Annotated in this window: 14 protein-coding genes, 1 tRNA gene and 1 pseudogene; 11 read left to right on the forward strand and 5 right to left on the reverse strand. The window is 69.3% G+C overall.

All coding sequences use genetic code 11. From position 1 onward, the window contains the following. Positions 1-498 precede the first annotated feature (498 nt). Positions 499-651: pseudogene (locus tag M3Q23_14635) on the reverse strand (general secretion pathway protein GspE). Here M3Q23_14635 and mfd point away from each other — a divergent pair. The 3 genes from mfd to mazG are packed head-to-tail and all read left to right on the forward strand — an operon-like array spanning position 609 to position 5,372. After that, a complete protein-coding gene (gene mfd, locus M3Q23_14640; protein MDP9343297.1) occupies positions 609-3,506 on the forward strand; it encodes a transcription-repair coupling factor in 2,898 nt (965 codons plus the stop codon). The pseudogene M3Q23_14635 and the gene mfd sit on opposite strands and share 43 nt — an antisense overlap. Before the next feature lie 37 nt (positions 3,507-3,543). Beyond that, complete coding sequence (locus M3Q23_14645) at positions 3,544-4,557, forward strand: peptidylprolyl isomerase (GenBank protein ID MDP9343298.1); 1,014 nt, start codon at positions 3,544-3,546, stop codon at positions 4,555-4,557. Continuing rightward, complete coding sequence (mazG, locus tag M3Q23_14650; protein ID MDP9343299.1) at positions 4,554-5,372, forward strand: nucleoside triphosphate pyrophosphohydrolase; 819 nt, start codon at positions 4,554-4,556, stop codon at positions 5,370-5,372. Before M3Q23_14645 ends, mazG begins: the two co-directional genes overlap by 4 nt. Here the strand turns inward: mazG and M3Q23_14655 are convergent. Next, complete coding sequence (locus M3Q23_14655; protein ID MDP9343300.1) at positions 5,365-5,559, reverse strand: hypothetical protein; 195 nt, start codon at positions 5,557-5,559, stop codon at positions 5,365-5,367. The genes mazG and M3Q23_14655 overlap by 8 nt on opposite strands. Before the next feature lie 131 nt (positions 5,560-5,690). On the opposite strand from M3Q23_14655, the gene eno reads away from it, so the two are divergent. Then, positions 5,691-6,971 (forward strand): phosphopyruvate hydratase, encoded by a 1,281-nt coding sequence (gene eno / locus M3Q23_14660; protein MDP9343301.1) that lies wholly within the window; start codon positions 5,691-5,693, stop codon positions 6,969-6,971. Beyond that, positions 6,968-7,264, forward strand: a complete 297-nt coding sequence (locus tag M3Q23_14665) for a septum formation initiator family protein (GenBank protein MDP9343302.1) — start codon at positions 6,968-6,970, stop codon at positions 7,262-7,264. Before eno ends, M3Q23_14665 begins: the two co-directional genes overlap by 4 nt. 18 nt (positions 7,265-7,282) lie before the next feature. Here the strand turns inward: M3Q23_14665 and M3Q23_14670 are convergent, their stop codons facing one another. Then, positions 7,283-8,059: a YncE family protein gene (locus M3Q23_14670; protein MDP9343303.1), complete on the reverse strand. Its 777-nt coding sequence runs from the start codon at positions 8,057-8,059 to the stop codon at positions 7,283-7,285. A gap of 286 nt (positions 8,060-8,345) precedes the next feature. Here M3Q23_14670 and M3Q23_14675 point away from each other — a divergent pair, with 286 nt between their 5' ends. From M3Q23_14675 to M3Q23_14690, 4 genes are all read left to right on the forward strand, one after another. Then, the gene (locus M3Q23_14675; protein MDP9343304.1) at positions 8,346-8,843 is read left to right on the forward strand and encodes a hypothetical protein; all 498 of its coding nucleotides are present in this window, start codon (positions 8,346-8,348) and stop codon (positions 8,841-8,843) included. A 1,519-nt stretch (positions 8,844-10,362) separates the two neighbouring features. Continuing rightward, on the forward strand, positions 10,363-10,701 hold the full coding sequence (locus tag M3Q23_14680) for a S1 RNA-binding domain-containing protein (protein ID MDP9343305.1): 339 nt from the start codon (positions 10,363-10,365) through the stop codon (positions 10,699-10,701). 24 nt (positions 10,702-10,725) lie between these two features. Next, positions 10,726-12,159 carry a DUF501 domain-containing protein gene (locus M3Q23_14685; GenBank protein ID MDP9343306.1) on the forward strand — a complete coding sequence of 478 codons (1,434 nt, stop codon included), beginning with the start codon at positions 10,726-10,728 and terminating at the stop codon, positions 12,157-12,159. 20 nt (positions 12,160-12,179) lie between these two features. Further along, the gene (locus M3Q23_14690) at positions 12,180-13,154 is read left to right on the forward strand and encodes a peptidylprolyl isomerase (GenBank protein ID MDP9343307.1); all 975 of its coding nucleotides are present in this window, start codon (positions 12,180-12,182) and stop codon (positions 13,152-13,154) included. A 39-nt stretch (positions 13,155-13,193) separates the two neighbouring features. On the opposite strand, the gene M3Q23_14695 is transcribed toward M3Q23_14690, so the two are convergent. After that, the gene (locus M3Q23_14695) at positions 13,194-14,513 is read right to left on the reverse strand and encodes a nucleotide sugar dehydrogenase (protein ID MDP9343308.1); all 1,320 of its coding nucleotides are present in this window, start codon (positions 14,511-14,513) and stop codon (positions 13,194-13,196) included. A 156-nt stretch (positions 14,514-14,669) separates the two neighbouring features. Here M3Q23_14695 and M3Q23_14700 point away from each other — a divergent pair. Further along, positions 14,670-14,755, forward strand: a tRNA-Leu gene (locus M3Q23_14700). A gap of 140 nt (positions 14,756-14,895) precedes the next feature. Here the strand turns inward: M3Q23_14700 and M3Q23_14705 are convergent. Beyond that, complete coding sequence (locus tag M3Q23_14705; protein ID MDP9343309.1) at positions 14,896-15,312, reverse strand: VOC family protein; 417 nt, start codon at positions 15,310-15,312, stop codon at positions 14,896-14,898. Positions 15,313-15,354: 42 nt separating this feature from the next. Here M3Q23_14705 and ligD point away from each other — a divergent pair, with 42 nt between their 5' ends. Next, on the forward strand, positions 15,355-16,695 hold the full coding sequence (gene ligD / locus M3Q23_14710) for a non-homologous end-joining DNA ligase (GenBank protein ID MDP9343310.1): 1,341 nt from the start codon (positions 15,355-15,357) through the stop codon (positions 16,693-16,695). Positions 16,696-16,864: the final 169 nt, after the last annotated feature.

The raw sequence follows: 16,864 nt of genomic DNA on the forward strand, positions 1-16,864 counted from the left end.
GATCCGCGACGGCCTGGCCGTCACACAGGACCGATACAATCGTGGCGGGGGCCGGCGAAGCTAGACGCCGAGCCCCGCGACAACACGAAGTTGCTGGTCAGAGGCCTGCTCGGTCGAGCCAGGCCTCTTCGTGCTGTGCGAGGGAGGAAGTGCTCGAGGAAGCGCTCGATCAGCTGATCGCGTCGGAGCCGTTCGACCGGCTCCTGGCGAGCCCTGCCCGGCCGCTGCTGGCCCGGGCCGAGGCCGGACACGACTACGTCGTGGCCGCGGTGGCGCGCGCCCTCGACTCGCCGGTCCTGGCCGTCGCCGGCGGCCCCCACGAGGCGGAGACCCTGGCCCGCGGCGTGGAGGCGTTCCTGGGTCCCGCTTCCGTGGCGCTGCTTCCGGCCTGGGAATCCCTCCCCTACGAGGGCATCAGCCCGGCGCCGGAGATCGCCGCCCGCCGGGCTCGCGCCGCCCGGCGGGCCCGCGGGGCCGAGGGCCCCTTCGTCCTGGTCACGCCCGTGCTGGCGGCCATCCAGGGCCTCTCCCCGACCCTGGGGGAGGCGGAGCCGCTCCACGTGGCCAGGGGAACGGTCGTCGCGCCCGACGACCTCGCGCAGCGCCTGGTGGACCTGGGTTACACGCGGACGGACCTCGTGGAGCACCGGGGCGAGTTCGCGGTCCGCGGCGGCACCCTCGACTTCTTCCCGGGCTCCGGCCGGCGTCCGGTGCGGGCCGAGTTCCTGGGCGACGAGATCGAGTCGCTCCGGGAGTTCTCTCCGGCCACGCAGCTGTCCACGGACCGGGTCGCGGTGGTGGAGGTCGACCCCGTCCGGGAGCTGCTGCTCACGGAGGATGTCCGGGAACGCGCCGAGCGGGCTGCCCCCCGGCACCAGGGACGGTTCCGCGACGGCCTGACCCGCATCGCCGACGGGCTCGCGTTCGAGGGGATGGAAACCATGGCCGGCCTGCTGTTCGACCGGCTGCCGACGCCCGCCGAGCTCCTGCCCCCGGGCGGGTGGGTGATCGTGGCCCAGGCCCGGCGGACCGTGGACCGGGCCGCCCGGATCCAGGCCGAGGCCGAGGCGCTGGCCGAGGCGAGCGGATGGCCGGGGACGCCCGCCCTTCGTGCGCTCGAGGACGCGGTGGCCGGCCGGCCGGCACTGCACCTCTCCGAGCTTTCCGAAGGCGTCGACCTGGGCCTGGCCGGATGGGGGACCGCGGTAGGGAACGCGCCGGAACTCGGGGACCGCCTGGCCGAGCTGGCCACCCTCGGGTACCGGGTCCTGCTGACGGCCGAAGCGTCCGGCAGCCTGCAGCGGGCCCGCGAGGTGATCCAGGAACGGGGCGTCCGGACGACGCTCGGCGAATGGCCCCACGCCGCGGCCACGGCTTCGCTGGCCGGCGGCTTCGTGTTCGGGCCGGGGCGGCTGGCCGTGGCCACGGAGGAGGACCTGTTCGGCTCGCGCCGGCACACCCGGACCGCGCCTCGCATCGCGCGGCGGCGGGCGGACGCGGTGGCGGTGGAGCTGGAGCCCGGCGACTACGCCGTCCACCACGTCCACGGCATCGGACGCTACGCGGGCATCGTGCACCGGACCGCCGGCGGCTCGGAGCGGGACTACCTCCTGCTCGAGTACGGGGCGGGGGACAAGCTGTACGTCCCTGCGGACCAGGTGGGCGTGGTGGCCCGGTACGCGGGCGGCGACCAGCCGCGGCTGCACCGCCTCGGCACCGGCGACTGGGCCCGGACCAAGGCCAGGGTCCGGCGGGCGGTCCGGGACATGGCGGGCGAGCTGGTTCGCCTGTACTCGGTGCGGATGGCCGTGCCCGGCCATCCCTTCGGGCCGGACACTCCGTGGCAGCGCGAGCTGGAGGACGCGTTCCCGTACGAGGAGACCCGCGACCAGCTGACCGCCATCGACGAGGTGAAGCGGGACATGGAGCAGCCCAAGCCCATGGACCGGCTGGTGTGCGGCGACGTCGGCTACGGCAAGACCGAGATCGCCATCCGGGCCGCGTTCAAGGCCGTCATGGACGGCAAGCAGGTTGCGGTGCTGGTCCCTACCACGCTGCTGGCGGAGCAGCACTACGTCACCTTCACCGAGCGCTACACGCCGTTCCCGGTGAAGGTGGCCATGCTGTCGCGGTTCCTGTCGCCGCCCGAGCAGCGCCGCGTCATCGACGACCTGGCCGCCGGCAAGGTCGACATCGTGATCGGGACGCACCGCCTGCTGTCCCGCGACATCAAGTTCCACGACCTGGGGCTGCTGGTGGTGGACGAGGAGCAGCGGTTCGGCGTGGCCCACAAGGAACGCATCAAGCAGCTCCGGGCCCACGTCGACGTGCTGACCATGACGGCCACGCCCATCCCGAGGACCCTGGAGATGGCGCTGACCGGGGTGCGCGAGATGAGCGTCCTGGACACGCCGCCCGAGGACCGCCAGCCGGTCCTGACCTACGTGGGGCCGTACGACGAGGGGCTCGCCCTCGGCGCGGTCCGCCGGGAGCTGCTGCGCGGCGGGCAGGTGTTCTGGGTCCACAACCGGGTCCAGACGATCCAGCGAACGGCGACGGGCCTGGCCGAGAACCTGCCCGAGGCCCGCATCGTCGTGGCGCACGGCCAGATGGACGAGGAAGACCTGGAGAAGCAGATGCTCCGGTTCTGGGAGGGCGACGCGGACGTGCTGGTGTGCACCACCATCATCGAGTCGGGCCTCGACGTCCCGTCGGCGAACACGCTGGTGGTGGGCCGAGCCGACCGCTTGGGGCTCGCGCAGCTCTATCAGATCCGGGGTCGGGTGGGCCGCTCCCGCGAGCGCGCTTTCGCGTACCTGTTCTTCCCGCCGCAGTCGGCGCTGACGGAGGAGGCGCACGAGCGCCTCACCACCATCGGTCAGTTCACCGATCTGGGGTCGGGCTTCCACATCGCGATGCGGGACCTCGAGATCCGGGGCGCCGGGAACCTGCTCGGCGCCGAGCAGCACGGCCACATCGCCGCGGTGGGCTTCGACACGTACGCCCGGCTGCTCCAGGAGGCCGTGGCCGAGATGCGGGGCGAGCCGATGCCCGAGGAGCTGGAGGTCCGCATCGACCTCCCGGTCCGCGCGTTCATCCCCGTGGGATGGGTGGGACAGGAGGCGCTCCGCCTGGAGCTGTACCGGCGGATCGCCACGGCCCGGGACCACGAGGAGCTGGCCCAGGTCCGGTCGGAGGCCGAGGACCGCTACGGCCAGCTGCCCCAGGAGGTGGACACGCTCTTCGCGGTGGGGTCGCTGCGGATCGCGTGCACGCGCCTGGGGATCACCGAGGTCTCGACGTTCCGCCAGCAGGTGCGGCTACGGCCCGTCGAGATGCCGGACCGGGTGCGGGTGGACCTGGGCGTCCGTGTCTCCGGCGCCACGTGGCACGCCACCACGCGGACGCTGAACCTGGAACCGAAGGTGATGGGCGGTCCCGAGCTCCCCGGGTGGACGGAGCAGACGCTGCTGGAGGCGCTGGAGCAGACCGGCGCGGCGTCGTAGGTCGGTGGGCCGGGCCGGTCGGTACAATCGTGGGCTCGTGCCCCCTCCTTCCCGTTCCCTTCGGATCGTCCTTGTCGCCGCGCTGACGGCGGTGGTCCTCGCGGCGTGCAGCTCCGCGCAGCGGCCCGCGGCCGTGGTGAACGGCGCCAAGATCACCGACGCCAAGCTCCAGGCCAACCTCCCGCTGTTCAAGTTCCTCGGCTCGCTCCAGAACCAGCCCTGTGGGCAGGCGGCGAGCGGCGAGACCCCGGCCGCCGCGTGCAGCCGGTTCGTCCTGACGAACCTGATCGAGGAGCAGGTCGTCCTGCCGTACGCACAGAGCCACCACCTCTCCGTGCAGTCGTCCGACGTCGCCACCACCATTTCCAACCTCACCCAGTCCATCGGGCAGACCAAGGTCGACTCGCTGCTGCACGCCGAGGGGCTCACCGCCTCGGATCTGAAGACGCTGATCACACGGCTGCTGCTGATCCAGCGGGTGGGCCAGGACGTGGCCAAGAACAACACCTCCGACGCCGTCCTCCGCCAGCAGTACGAGCAGACCAAGCTCCAGTTCACGCAGCTGCACGCGAAGCACATCCTGGTCAAGACGCAGGCGGAGGCCGAGAAGATCGCCAAGGAAGCCACCCCGCAGAACTTCGGGGAGCTGGCCAGGAAGTTCTCGACGGACACCGGGTCGGCGAAGAACGGGGGCGATCTCGGCACCGTTCCCGCTTCGCAGTTCGACCAGGACTTCGTCAAGGCGGCCCTCCAGCTGTCGCCGGGGGAGATCAGCGCTCCGGTGCACACCCAGTTCGGGTGGCACGTCATCGAGCTCGTCAGTGTGAACGTCACGCCGTTCGAGCAGGCCAAGGCGCAGATCCTGTCCGGGCTTGGGACCAGCGTGTTCGTGAAGTGGCTGAAGGGACGGCTGGGCTCCGCCACCGTCGAGGTCAACCCGCGGTACGGGCGCTTCGATCCCTCCACCGGGACCGTGATCCCGGTCCGGTCCACCGCCACCGGGCTGCCAAGCCCCACGGGTCCGACCGGCCCACTCACCGCATCGCCGTGACCGAGCCGGCCGGCGTCCCCCAAGGGCCGGTCCCGTCGAGCCGCGAGGGGCAGCGACTCCTCGACCTCGTTCGGGTCATGGCGCGCCTCCGCGGCCCGGGAGGGTGTCCGTGGGACCGGGAGCAGGACCACCGGTCGCTGGCCCGGCACCTCCTGGAGGAGTCGCACGAGGTCCTCGAGGCCATCGACGACGGCGACCCGGACCGGCTTCGCGACGAGCTCGGTGACCTGCTGCTCCAGGTGGTGTTCCACGCCCAGATGGCCGCGGAGGCCGGCACCTTCGACGTCGACGACGTGGCGGAGGGCATCGTGGCGAAGCTCGTCCGCCGGCACCCCCACGTGTTCGGGGACGTGGAGGTGGAGTCGGCGGCCGAGGTGCTGGTGAACTGGGAGCGGATCAAGGCGGACGAACGGGGCGAGAAGGGCGAGGGCCCGCAGGCGGTGGACGACGGCATCCCGGCCACGCTGCCGGCGCTGGCCCGAGCCTCCAAGGTTCAGCGGCGGGCGGCCGGCTGGGGCTTCGAATGGCGGTCCCGCGAGAGCGCGCTGGAGGCGCTTCGCGAGGAGGTCGACGAGCTGGAGCGGGCATCGGACCCGCGCGACGCGGAGGAGGAGATCGGCGACGTGCTGTTCGCCACCGTTGCCGTGGCGCGGCGGCTCGGGGTGGACCCGGAGTCGGCGCTTCGCCGCACCACCCGTGGGTTCGCGGAGCGCTACGAGCGGTTCACCGAGCTGCTGCGGGAGCGGGAGCTGGATCTCGATTCCCTGTCCGAGGAGGAGGTCCGGAAGCTGTTCCGGCAGGCTCGGGCTACATGAACTCGATGCTGCCGCACCGGAGCTCGAACAGGTGCGCGATGCTGGGATCAAACGCCTCGAGCTTCACCGGCCTCGACTCGTTCAGGCCCGAGGCGGAGGGCGTGGGGGCCGACACCGTCCCGGGAAGCGTGGTGGCATTGCCTCCGTCGCATGCGGTGAGGCCGAGCGCAACGATGGCTGCGACCATTAGCATCGTACGGAGCGCCCGGTGTTCCATGGTGCCGGCATTATCCGAGGAGACGGCCCGGTGCGTAGGCGCTCACGTTCGCCCCGAAAGGTCCCCGGACGGGCGGACTCGGGCACTAGAATCGCGGGGCCGTGGCGGAGATCGAGCTCGTTCATGCCCGGGAGATCCTCGACTCCCGGGGCAATCCCACCATCGAGGTCGACGTGGCGCTTGCCGACGGCTCGGTCGGCCGCGCTGCGGTTCCCTCGGGCGCTTCCACCGGCGCGCACGAGGCCGTGGAGCTTCGTGACGGCGACGCCAGGCGCTACGGCGGCAAGGGTGTCCTCCAGGCGGTCGGCAACGTGGAGGAGACCATCGCCCCGGCCGTGATCGGGCTGGAGGCGACCGACCAGCGAGGCCTGGACGCCATCCTGGTTGATCTCGACGGAACCGCGGACAAGTCCAAGCTCGGAGCGAACGCGATCCTGGGCGTCTCGCTGGCGACGGCCCGCGCGGCGGCGGTCAGCGTGGGACTTCCCCTGTACCGGTACCTCGGGGGGCCGAACGCGCATCTCCTTCCGGTTCCGCTGATGAACGTGATCAACGGCGGCCGCCACGCGGCGAACGACCTGGAGCTCCAGGAGTTCATGTTGGCCCCGGTGGGCGCGGCGTCGTGGTCGGAGGGGGTGCGGTGGGGCGCCGAGGTCTTCCACGCCCTGGCCTCGCTGCTGAAGCAGAAGGGGTTCTCGACCGGCGTCGGTGACGAGGGCGGCTTCGCCCCGGACGTCGGAACGGCGGGCGCGGCGCTCGCGCTCATGGTGGCGGCCATCGAGGCGGCGGGCCTGGAACCCGGCACCGAGATGGCCCTGGCCATGGACCCGGCGGCCTCGGAGATCTTCCGCGACGGCGCATACCGGCTGGAGGGCAGCGACCGGTCCTCGGCCGACATGATCGCGTTCTACCGTGGGCTGCTCGACAGCTTCCCGATCGTCTCGATCGAGGACGGCCTGGCCGAGGACGACTGGGAGGGGTGGGCGGCGCTCACTGCGGATCTCGGTTCCCGATGCCAGCTGGTCGGCGACGACAACTTCGTGACCAACCCCCAGCGGCTGCGCCGGGGGATCGATGAAGGAGTGGCCACCGCCATCCTCGTCAAGGTGAACCAGATCGGCACGCTGACCGAGAGTCTCGACGTGATCGCGCTGGCCGACCGGTCCTCCTACGGCGTGGTGGTCAGCCACCGTTCCGGCGAGACCGAGGACACCACGATCGCCGACCTGGTGGTGGCGACGAACGCCGGCCAGATCAAGACCGGAGCGCCGTCGCGGGGCGAGCGGACCGCGAAGTACAACCGGCTCCTCCGGATCGAGGAGGAGCTCGGCGAGGGCGCCCGCTACGCCGGCCCTTCGGCACTACGGAGGCGTCCCGCGTGAGGGTGCGGCCCAGGGCGCTGGCGCTCGCGGTGCTGGTCGTGGCGCTGCTGGTGGCGTCGGTGTATCCGATCCGGACCTACCTGGGGCAGCGGGCCCAGATCCACTCGCTGGAGCGGGAAGCCCTCATCCTGGAACGGGCCAACGCCCGCACGGAGCACCGGATCAAGTCCCTGCACGATCCGGCCGAGCTGGAGCGCCTGGCCCGGGAGTGCCTGGGCATGGTGAAGCACGGCGAGATCGCCTTCGTGGTCGTCCCCAAGGGGGGCCACGCCGCCACCCCCAGCGACTGCTGAAGTCCGAAGACTGGGCTTCTACTCTTGCGCCTTTGTTATCGACTCACTTGTTGTGGCTAGCCAAATGGCGCCCAGTCCCACGGCCGCATCCACGGCCGATTCCTCCAGGGGACCCTTCTCCACGATCTTGCCGGTCGATGGGTCAAGCTTCAGAATTGCAGGCCTCAGACCTCCCGTCACCCAAATATAGTCATCCCCAGTTGTAACTGAGAACTGTATCGGGGCAGGCCCTCCCTCCCCTATCGAGTGGTGACTGAGCACGTTACCAGTGGAGCTGTCGATCTGGATAACTGTCCCGTAGGCAGTGCTAGTAGCCCACACGCTGCCCTGGCTGACCGTCACGTCGGGCCGCCCGCCAACGACGATCGGATGGCCGATCACCTGATTGGTCTGAGTATCGAGGCGAATGAGGTCACCGTCGCCCCAACTGGCTACCCAGACGGACCCTTCTCCAACGGTGAGAGCTGCAAGTTCCGTCGCACCAGTATCGATAACCGCCTTCACTGTGTCGGTTACTGGGTTGATTCTGGTCAGAGTTCCCGAATAGTCGGCTACCCATACAGCTCCCTCGCCGTAGGCGATCGCTCTAGGGTCTCCACCGACAGGTATGTCGTCGGTAACGTGATTCGAACGTGGGTCAATCTTGGAGACCGTACCATCCCCGCCGTTGGCCACCCAGACGGATTCCCCACCGACCGCTAAGGCCCAAGGGTATCTTCCCACGGGAATGCTAGCCACTATCCTATTCGCCCCTGGGTCGATCCTGTAGACGGTGTTCTTGTCGCTACTGACCACCCAAACGGCTCCAAGGCCTACGGCGATCGCGTTGGTGGGAGATCCGACATGAACACGGGCGATCTCCGAACCAAGCCGGCTGCTACTAGGAGCGATCGGTCCAGTACTCGCCTCCGAGCCTCGAGGAAGCGCTCTGGGGGCCAACCCCAGCCCCAATGCAGCGAGCATCAGGGTGGTGAGGCCCGCCACCACTTTCCTTTGAAGGCCTGCCCGTCGCGGGCCCGTGGCACTGGTGCTAGGGCTTTCAAGGCGGAGCTCGATCTCATGCCAGACATCGGGTGTCGCCATGTTTCGCAAGGACTCCCACCGCCTGCTAGTCATCGTGACTCCCATGAAGCACTCGGCGAAGACGCCTGCGAGCCGCATGCAAGTGGACTCGAACCGCCACCTCGCTCATGTCCAGGAGTCTCGCGGTTTCGGATGTCCTGTATCCGAGTACGCCGCGCGTGATGAAAGCCATTCGCTGCTTCGGGCTGAGAAGGTGGCTTATGGCTGCGAGCTCGGTGGCCAGATCGAAGTCGGCTTGGGAACTGCCAGCCGGTGCAAGCGGCTCGGTGATCTGATCCAGCGAGATAGCCTCTCTCCTCTGACGCAGCAACTCATTCGCGATGTGGAAGGCCGCACTGTGTACCCAAGCTTTGATGTCACGAATCAAGTCCAGGCGTTGTCCAGCTTGCGCGAAGGCCTCGGCAACAGCTTCGTCCGCGATGTCGGCCAGACCTCCCGAGTATGCGAAAATGGCTCGCCAGAGACTGCTTCCCGCCTCACGGTACGCAGCTTCTAGGCGTGCTCGCCCCGCCGCGTCAAGCACATCCTCTACTCTAGCTTCGAGGGCCTGGGAGGGAATCCTCCGATGCAAGGAGAGGTTGCTGGGTGGCATCGTCCTATAAGGGGCCGCTTCCCTCGAGTTTTGTTAATGGCACGGGGAAAACTCCGAGGAGCACACGTTGTCACTTCCAGCCCAAAGGGTTCGGCATGGCGGCTCCCCCGACCTTCCCGCATTTCGCCCGTTGGGCGTCCTCGTATCCGGTGCGGTATCCGTGGAGAGCCTCCGCGCCGCTCGTTGCCGCCGCCGCCGAGGTCGCCCTCCTACCCTCGCGAGGTCTGCCGGGTGACAAGGCGACGCAGAGATCGGCGAGCGGAACACAAAGATGTTGGTCCCATCGGTTGATTCAAGTTGGGAGCAGCTGGGCAGCTCACCAGGCTGGTTTGACGGTCCTCGATTCCGGTGCTATTAGCTGCTTGAGAGAAAGGAGTCACCCATGGTTGCCGCCGCTGACTCGGAATCGCCCTCTGCCCCGGAGGACGTTACAGCCACCATGTATTGGGGAGTAGATTCAGTCGCGACGGTAACCCAGACGCATAACGGTGTGTCGCTTCGCGAGTTCGTGGGCAATATCTACGGTGAGCCTCCTAACTTCTGGGGAAGATACTTCGCGTCTCCGGGCTCAAGCCGAGTGACCTACACGAACGCTGAGGGAAGCGACCTTCGCCATCACGGGACAAACCACGTGCTGCCCATTCAGTCTCCCGACCAGACTCGGCTCGGTGGAACGGGGTCGACTGGGCAGAGCGACGCAACGACAGTCTGCCACGACATAACGGCGAAGATCGGGAGCAACACTGGCGACACCCAATCGCCGGCACAGAGCCCTGGGCTGGTGTTCGTATTCTTAGATGTCGAACCAGGAACAACTCTATCTCAGAACTATTGGGATGGCTGGGCAGGCGCGGTGAGAGATTTCACCGTGACGACGAATCCGTTTACAGAGAAGCCGTTTCGCCCATGCGTCTACTTCGACCCTACCGACTCGGACCGCTGCCAGCATCATCCAGGCCAGTCCTACTTCCACATTTGGCGATCTGGTCAACCCGTATTTCGGCGGAAGCCCCGCCGACATGTCCCCCGAAACTGCCTAACTGGAATCCAGCGGTCGGTCACCCATATGAGTGTAGCCAGGTAACGGCCGCTTTTTGGCAGCATGCGTTGGCTCAGAGTTTCCCGGACTGCCTTGAGCTCGATGGCCAAGACGTCGCCGTGGACAAGGATGTCGTGAGTCCTCTCGGCAGCCCGTGGCTGAACAGGCTTCTTCATCTTCCCCTGGCCTGATCGAGTTTCCCGAGAACAGTTGCTCGGACCAGGCCTGAGGTCTTAAACAACCCTACGTCGCCCCGTGCAGCGTAGTGCTTGACGGGCCAAACATGGCGGTGGGATAGTGGGTATCCATCCGGGGCGGGATCGGCTCGTCCTGCTGTTTCCTACGAAAGGGGACTCGATCGCAGATCTAGAGGTCGGCGCGGTCGTGGAGGGGACCGTTCAGCGCATCACCCCGTACGGGGCGTTCCTCCAACTGGAAGGCGGCCGGATCGGCCTGGTCCACATCTCGGAGATCGACCGGAACTACGTCAAGGACGTCCGGGAGCACCTCCGGGAGAGCGACGTGGTGCAGGCCAAGGTCCTGGCCATCAAGGAAGACGGCAAGATCGACCTCTCGATCAAGGCCCTTCAGGACCCCCAGCCGCGGGTGGAGCGGCGCCGGGGCTCGGACCCCGAGTTCGAGCAGAAGCTCAAGCGGTTCATGCGCCAGAGCGAGGAGCGCCAGGTGGACTTCCGGCGCTCCGTCGACCACAAGCGGAAGTAGCCGCCGCGCCGCGCCGATGATCTGGTGATCCGGCCGCGGCCGGGAGGCGAGCTTCGGGCCTCGGACCTCGTCGCCGTTCGTCAGCAGCTCGGACGCGAGCCCAGCACCCCGTTCACGGTGGTGGCACGGTGCGCGGCCGGCGGCGGGCATCCGCTGGCCATCCGGAACCATCCGCTCGACGCCGAGGGCCGTCCGTTTCCCACCATCTACTGGCTGACGTGCCCGGACGCCGTGCGGGCGGTCTCCCGGGTGGAATCGGAGGGGTGGATCGGGCGCCTGAACGAGCGCTTCGAGTCGGACGCCGCGTTCCGCACCGCGGTCGAGGACGCGCATCGGGCCTACGCGGAGGAGCGGGGGCGGTTCGCCGACGGCGCCGAAGCGTGGGGCGGCGTGGGGGGCACGCGGGCGGGCCTGAAGTGCCTGCACGCGCACTACGCGTACCACCTGGCCGGTGGGGAGGATCCGGTGGGGGCATGGACGGCCGAGCGGGTCGAGCCCATCCACCGGGAGCGGGCGGGCCGCGTCGCGGCGGTCGACCTGGGCACGAACTCCATCCGACTGCTGGTGGCGGAGCCTTCGGACGACGACTTCGTGGAGCTGGCCCGGGACATGGTCATCACGCGCATCGGCCAGGGCGTCGACCGAACGGGGCGGATCGATTCCGTGGCGCTCGAGCGGACGGTCGAGGTGCTGGCGCGATACTGCCGGCGGGCGCGGGCCCTTCACGCGGAGCGCATTCGCGTCGCCGCCACCAGCGCCGTGCGGGACGCGTCGAACCGTTCCGACCTGGAGACTGCGGTCCTGGCGAACGCGAGCTCGGCCCTGGAGGTGATCGCCGGCGAGCGGGAGGCGGCGCTGTCCTTCCTGGGAGCCACCGGCGACCTGGACCGGCCGCCGCCGTTCCTGGTCATGGACATCGGCGGGGGGAGCACGGAGTTCGTGGTGGGCTCGGCCGCCGGTCGACCGGAGGCCGCCACCTCCACCCAGATGGGAAGCGTCCGGCTGACCGAGCGTCTGGTCCGCCACGACCCACCGACACCGGAGGAGCTGGCCGCACTGGCCCGGGCCGTCGACGTGGTGCTGGAAGAGGTCGACCGGGCGGTCCCGGCCTCCGCGGCGCACACCTTCGTTGCGGTCGCCGGCACCGCGACGACGGTCCAGGCCGTGGCCCTCGACCTTCCTCGCTACGACCCCGAGGCCATCCACCGCTCCACGCTGACGCTGGAGGCCGCCGAACGGGTGCTCCATCGGCTTACCCGGATGACCTCTGCGGAGCGGGCGGCGCTCCCGGTGATGGCGCCGGGCCGGGAGGACGTCATCGTGGCGGGCGCCATCATCCTGGTCCGGTCGCTCCACCGGTGGGGGTTCGACCGGGCCCTGGTGTCCGAGCGAGACATCCTGGATGGGCTGGTCATGGACATGTTGGGCGGTTCCGGGGACCCCTCCCTTCAGGGGTAGTTCCGGTAACCTGTTCCGCCGTGTCCAACCGCAAGACCCGCGATCGCCACCTCGCCAAGCTCGCCGCCAGGCGCGCCGCCGAGCGCAGACGGAGGCGCCGCCAGCGCATCACCGCCGGTGCCGTGGCCTTCGCGGTGGCGGCCGGAGGCGGGATCTTCGCCTTCGTGGCGTTCACCGGCGGGAAGGCCACGCCCACCCCGACTCCCGTGGCGTCGGGTTCCCCATCGACGAACCCCACCCCTTCGCCCAGCTACAGCCCAACGGCCGTGCCGAAGGTCGTCAGCACGGTCACCCCGTCTCCGCCGGCGGTGAGCGCGGTGGCCTGCGGGGCGAAGGTGCCCGCGGCAGCGTCGAAGGGAAAGCCGCAGTTCTCCGGACCGCCGCCCATCCAGATCGACCCGAGCAAGACGTACCTGGCCACCCTCCAGACCTCGTGCGGCGATATCACCATCAAGCTGCTGACCAAGCAGGCCCCCATCACCGCCAACAACTTCGTGTTCCTGGCGAAGCGGGGGTACTTCGACGGGACCTACTTCCATCGGCTGGCCGACTCGATCGACGTGATCCAGGGCGGCGATCCCACCGGAACCGGGAAGGGTGGGCCCGGCTACTCGATCCCGGACGAGCTGCCGCAGGGGGCGAAGTACACGACCGGCGTCGTGGCCATGGCGAACGCCGGGCCGAACACGGGCGGCAGCCAGTTCTTCATCATCACCGGGCCCCAGGGTGGGCACCTGGACAGCGCGCCCAACTACCCCATCTTCGGACAGGTGGTGAAGGGCCTGGACGTGGCCCAGAAGATCCAGGCCATCCCGGTGCAGGGGGCTAAGCCCGGCGACCCCAACGCCGACGGGGCGCCGACGCAGACCGTGTACGTGGAGAAGGTGACCATCACCGTGGAGGGCGGCACGGCCTCGCCGACGCCGTCGCCGGCCGCGAGCCCGACCAAGTCGAAGAAGCCGAAGCCCTCCCCGTCCTCGTCAATGACGTCCTGAAGGGCTGACGTCCTGAAGGTTTGAAGTCTCGGGGTCGCGCTACAGCCGGACGACGTTGGGCGCGTCCATGCCCACCGTCGCGCCCCGCGAGTCGAACAGCAGCACCGCGGTGCGGACCAGCATGCGCACGTCCGTGCCCGGATGCGAGGTCAGAAGGACCACGCAGTCCTGGCGCCCCACTTCCTGCTCGGTGAGCGGCCGGGACTCGAGCACCCGGTCCCCCAGCTGGAGCTCCGGGACGAAGGGATCGTGGTACGAGAGGTCGGCGCCCTTCGAGGCCAGTCGTTCCATGACCGCGAGCGAAGGGGACTCCCGGAGGTCGTCCACCCCGGGCTTGTACGTGACACCCACGGCGAGCACCTTCGATCCCCGAACCGCCTTCCCGGCGTCGTTCAGGGCCTCGCCGACGCGGGCCACCACGTAGCTCGGCATGCGGTTGTTCACCTCGTTGGCGTGCTCGATGAAGCTGATCCGATACCCGAGCCGCTGCCCGGCGCGCCACGACAGGTACGAGGGGTCGATCGAGATGCAGTGCCCGCCGACCCCGGGACCGGGCCAGAACGGCATGTAGCCGAACGGTTTGGTCGAAGCCGCCTGGAGCGCCTCCCAGATGTTCACGTCCATCTCCCGGGCCATGATGGCCAGCTCGTTCACCAGGGCGATGTTCACCTGGCGGAAGGTGTTCTCCACGAGCTTGGCCATCTCCGCTTCCCGGGGCGAGGACGTCGTGACGACCTCCCGCACGAAGTGGGAGTAGAAGCTGGTGGCAAGGTCCCGGCACCGGTCGGTGAGCCCGGCCACGATCTTCGGCGTGTTGTCGAGGCGGTGCACGCTCTGGCCAGGGTCGATGCGCTCGGGGGAATACGCCAGGGCGAAGTCCCGCCCCGCGGACAGGCCCGAGGTCTCCTCGAGGATGGGCCGGAGCAGCTCCTCGGTCGTCCCCGGATAGGTCGTGGACTCCAGGATGACCAGGCGGCCGGGCCGAAGGTTCAGGCCCACGTCGTGGGCGGCCTTGCGGACCAGCGACAGGTCGGGGGTGTGGTCGGTGAGCGGCGTGGGGACGCAGATGATGATGACCTCGGCTTGCTGGATGACGGCGGGGTCCGAGGCGTACTCGCGCTCCTGAACGCTCGCCAGGTCCGAGTCCGTCACGTCGACCAGGTACGAACGCCCCTCCCGTAGCTTCTCCACCTTCTCCGGGTTGGCCTCCACGCCCAGCATCGGGAATCCGGCGTTGGACACCGCCACCAACAGGGGCAGCCCGACGTAGCCGAGCCCGACCACGGCGACCCTGGCCTCCTTGGTGCGGATGCGCTCCGAGAGGATGAGGAGCGGATCGATGTCGAGTTCGATGCTCATGTTGGGATCTCTCTGTCGGGGTCGCCCGGACGGGCACAGGATGGGCCATGCTAGGCAGCCGACCCGGGCGCGGTCAACCATCGCCTTCCCTTTCTCGATCGGAGCGACCCGACGATGGCTTGAGGCGGGCCTTCGACGCCTACAATCGATCGGCTGGCCCGGGTGTCGGAACCGGAAGACGACGGTGTCCTAAAAACACCTGTCCCGAAAGGGGCGTGTGGGTTCGAATCCCACCCCGGGCACCGATCCATTCCGCTCGCGTGCCGATGGGTTGCCTTCCGCCGATACGCGTATGAACGTGACGGCGCCTCATCGCCCGCGGATTGGAGAAGCCCATGGGACTCCTCTGGATCGGCTCGGAGGCCGTAGGCGCCGCTCGCCGTCAGAAGTCCCGGCGGCCCTCGAAGTGGGCTGCGGCCTCGGGCCGGATCAACTGGTACAGCGCGACCCGGTACCCCCCGGGGGTTCGAAACGAGCAGCACGGGCCGTGGGGGATCTCGAACACGGCCTCGCGCTCCCACCCTCGTTCCTCCAGGGCGGTGAGCGCCGCGTCCAGGTCGTTCACCCGGTACACCAGGATCGGGGCCTCCCCGTCGACGTGGTCGGCGAACAGGAGCAGCGGAGCGCTCGTCCCGATCTCCACGGCCGCCACCCTCGTCCCCATGCCCTCGATGGCGAACACCTCCCGGCCGCCCAGGACCGACACGAAGTAGGTCCGGTCGGCGGCGACGTCCCGGCTCGGCATGTACAGGAAGTCGAGCCGCCCGAACGTCGACGTCAACGGAGATGCTGCGGCCACGGCCTCACTGTATGTCAGCGATGCCGGCCGTAAGGTGTCGCCATGCCGGGGCGAACGGAGGTCCTGGAGCTGGCCGGCCGGGAGGTGACCATCACCAACCCGGACAAGGTCTTCTTTCCAAAGACCGGCCACACCAAGCTGGACCTGGTCCGTTACTACCTTGCCGTCGCGGACGGCGCGCTCCGAGGTGTGGCCGGGCGGCCCATGGCACTGAAGCGGTACCCGAACGGGGCGGACGGCGAGTTCTTCTTCCAGAAGAGGGCACCGCAGTCCCGCCCGGAATGGGTGGAGACGGTCGAGCTGGCCTTCCCCTCCGGTCGGACGGCCCACGAGGTCGTGGTGCGCGACGAGGCCCAGCTGGCCTGGGTGGCCAACCTGGGCTGCATCGACCTCAACCCGCACCCGGTGCGAGCGGACGACCTCGAGCATCCCGACGAGCTGCGGGTCGACCTCGACCCCGTCCCGGGCATCGAGTGGCCGCAGATCCGCGACGTCGCCCTGGCCACCCGGGAGGTCATGGAGGACCTCGGGCTCACCGGATGGCCGAAGACGAGCGGATCGCGCGGCTTCCACGTGTACTGCCGCATCGAGCCGCGGTGGACCTTCGCCGAGGTCCGCCGGGCCGCGCTGACCCTGGCCCGCGAGGTGGAGCGGCGCGCGCCCGACCTCGCCACCAGCAAGTGGTGGAAGGAGGAACGCCACGGGGTGTTCCTCGACTACAACCAGAACGCCAAGGACCGCACGGTCGCCTCGGCGTACTCGGTCCGTCCCACGCCGGACGCACGCGTCTCGACCCCGCTGGCCTGGGACGAGGTCCCGGCCTGTGACCCGTCCGCGTTCACCATCGATTCCATGCCGGAGCGGTACGCCCGCATCGGCGACCCGGCCGAGGGGATGGACCTGGCCGCGGGGTCGCTGGAGCCGCTCCTGGAGCTCGCCGCCGAGCACGAGGCGGCGGGGTTCGGGGACGCGCCGTGGCCGCCGCAGTACGCGAAGCAGCCGGGGGAGCCGCCCCGGGTTCAGCCGTCGAGGCGCCGGACCGCCGCCGGCCCGCGGCCCCGTCAGGGCATCGTGCCGCCGCCCGCTCCGGGCAAGGCCGTCGGACCGACCGGCCGCCGTCGCACGTCCATGCCGCTGATCGAGATCGCGCGGGCCGCCACGGAGGCCGAAGCGAGGGAGGGCCTGGAGCGCTGGAAGGCCCGACACCCGGACGTGTGGGCACGCCTCGAGCCGGCGGACCTCCTGGTGGACTCGATGCGGGGGCGGAGCACCACCTGGACCCGCATTCGCCTCAACCTGCGCCACGTCCCGGAGGACGAGCGCCCGCCCCAGGAAGCCCTGGAGGTCGACTACGACCCGTGGGAGGGCGTGGAGTGGCCCTGACTTCGTGAAACGGGAGCGGTATGAATTCGGCCCGCTCGGGAACGCTCAGGAAGGCAAGCGAGACCGTCGCTCGGCCCCGACGCGAGGAGGTCGTTCGAATGGCACGGCTGTTCTCCATCAAGCCGCCGATCACGTTGAAGGGGAGGAAGTTCCGCGGGGTTCGGGGATG

It is taken from the genome of Actinomycetota bacterium (genome assembly GCA_030774015.1).
Lineage (GTDB): Bacteria > Actinomycetota > UBA4738 > UBA4738 > JACQTL01 > JALYLZ01.

Excerpts from the sequence above, each read along its gene's own strand:
- M3Q23_14655 (MDP9343300.1), bottom strand. The coding sequence starts at position 5,559 with ATGGTCGCAGCCATCGTTGCGCTCGGCCTCACCGCATGCGACGGAGGC.
- M3Q23_14675 (MDP9343304.1), top strand. The coding sequence starts at position 8,346 with ATGTTTCGCAAGGACTCCCACCGCCTGCTAGTCATCGTGACTCCCATG.
- M3Q23_14695 (MDP9343308.1), bottom strand. The coding sequence starts at position 14,513 with ATGAGCATCGAACTCGACATCGATCCGCTCCTCATCCTCTCGGAGCGC.
- ligD (MDP9343310.1), top strand. The coding sequence starts at position 15,355 with ATGCCGGGGCGAACGGAGGTCCTGGAGCTGGCCGGCCGGGAGGTGACC.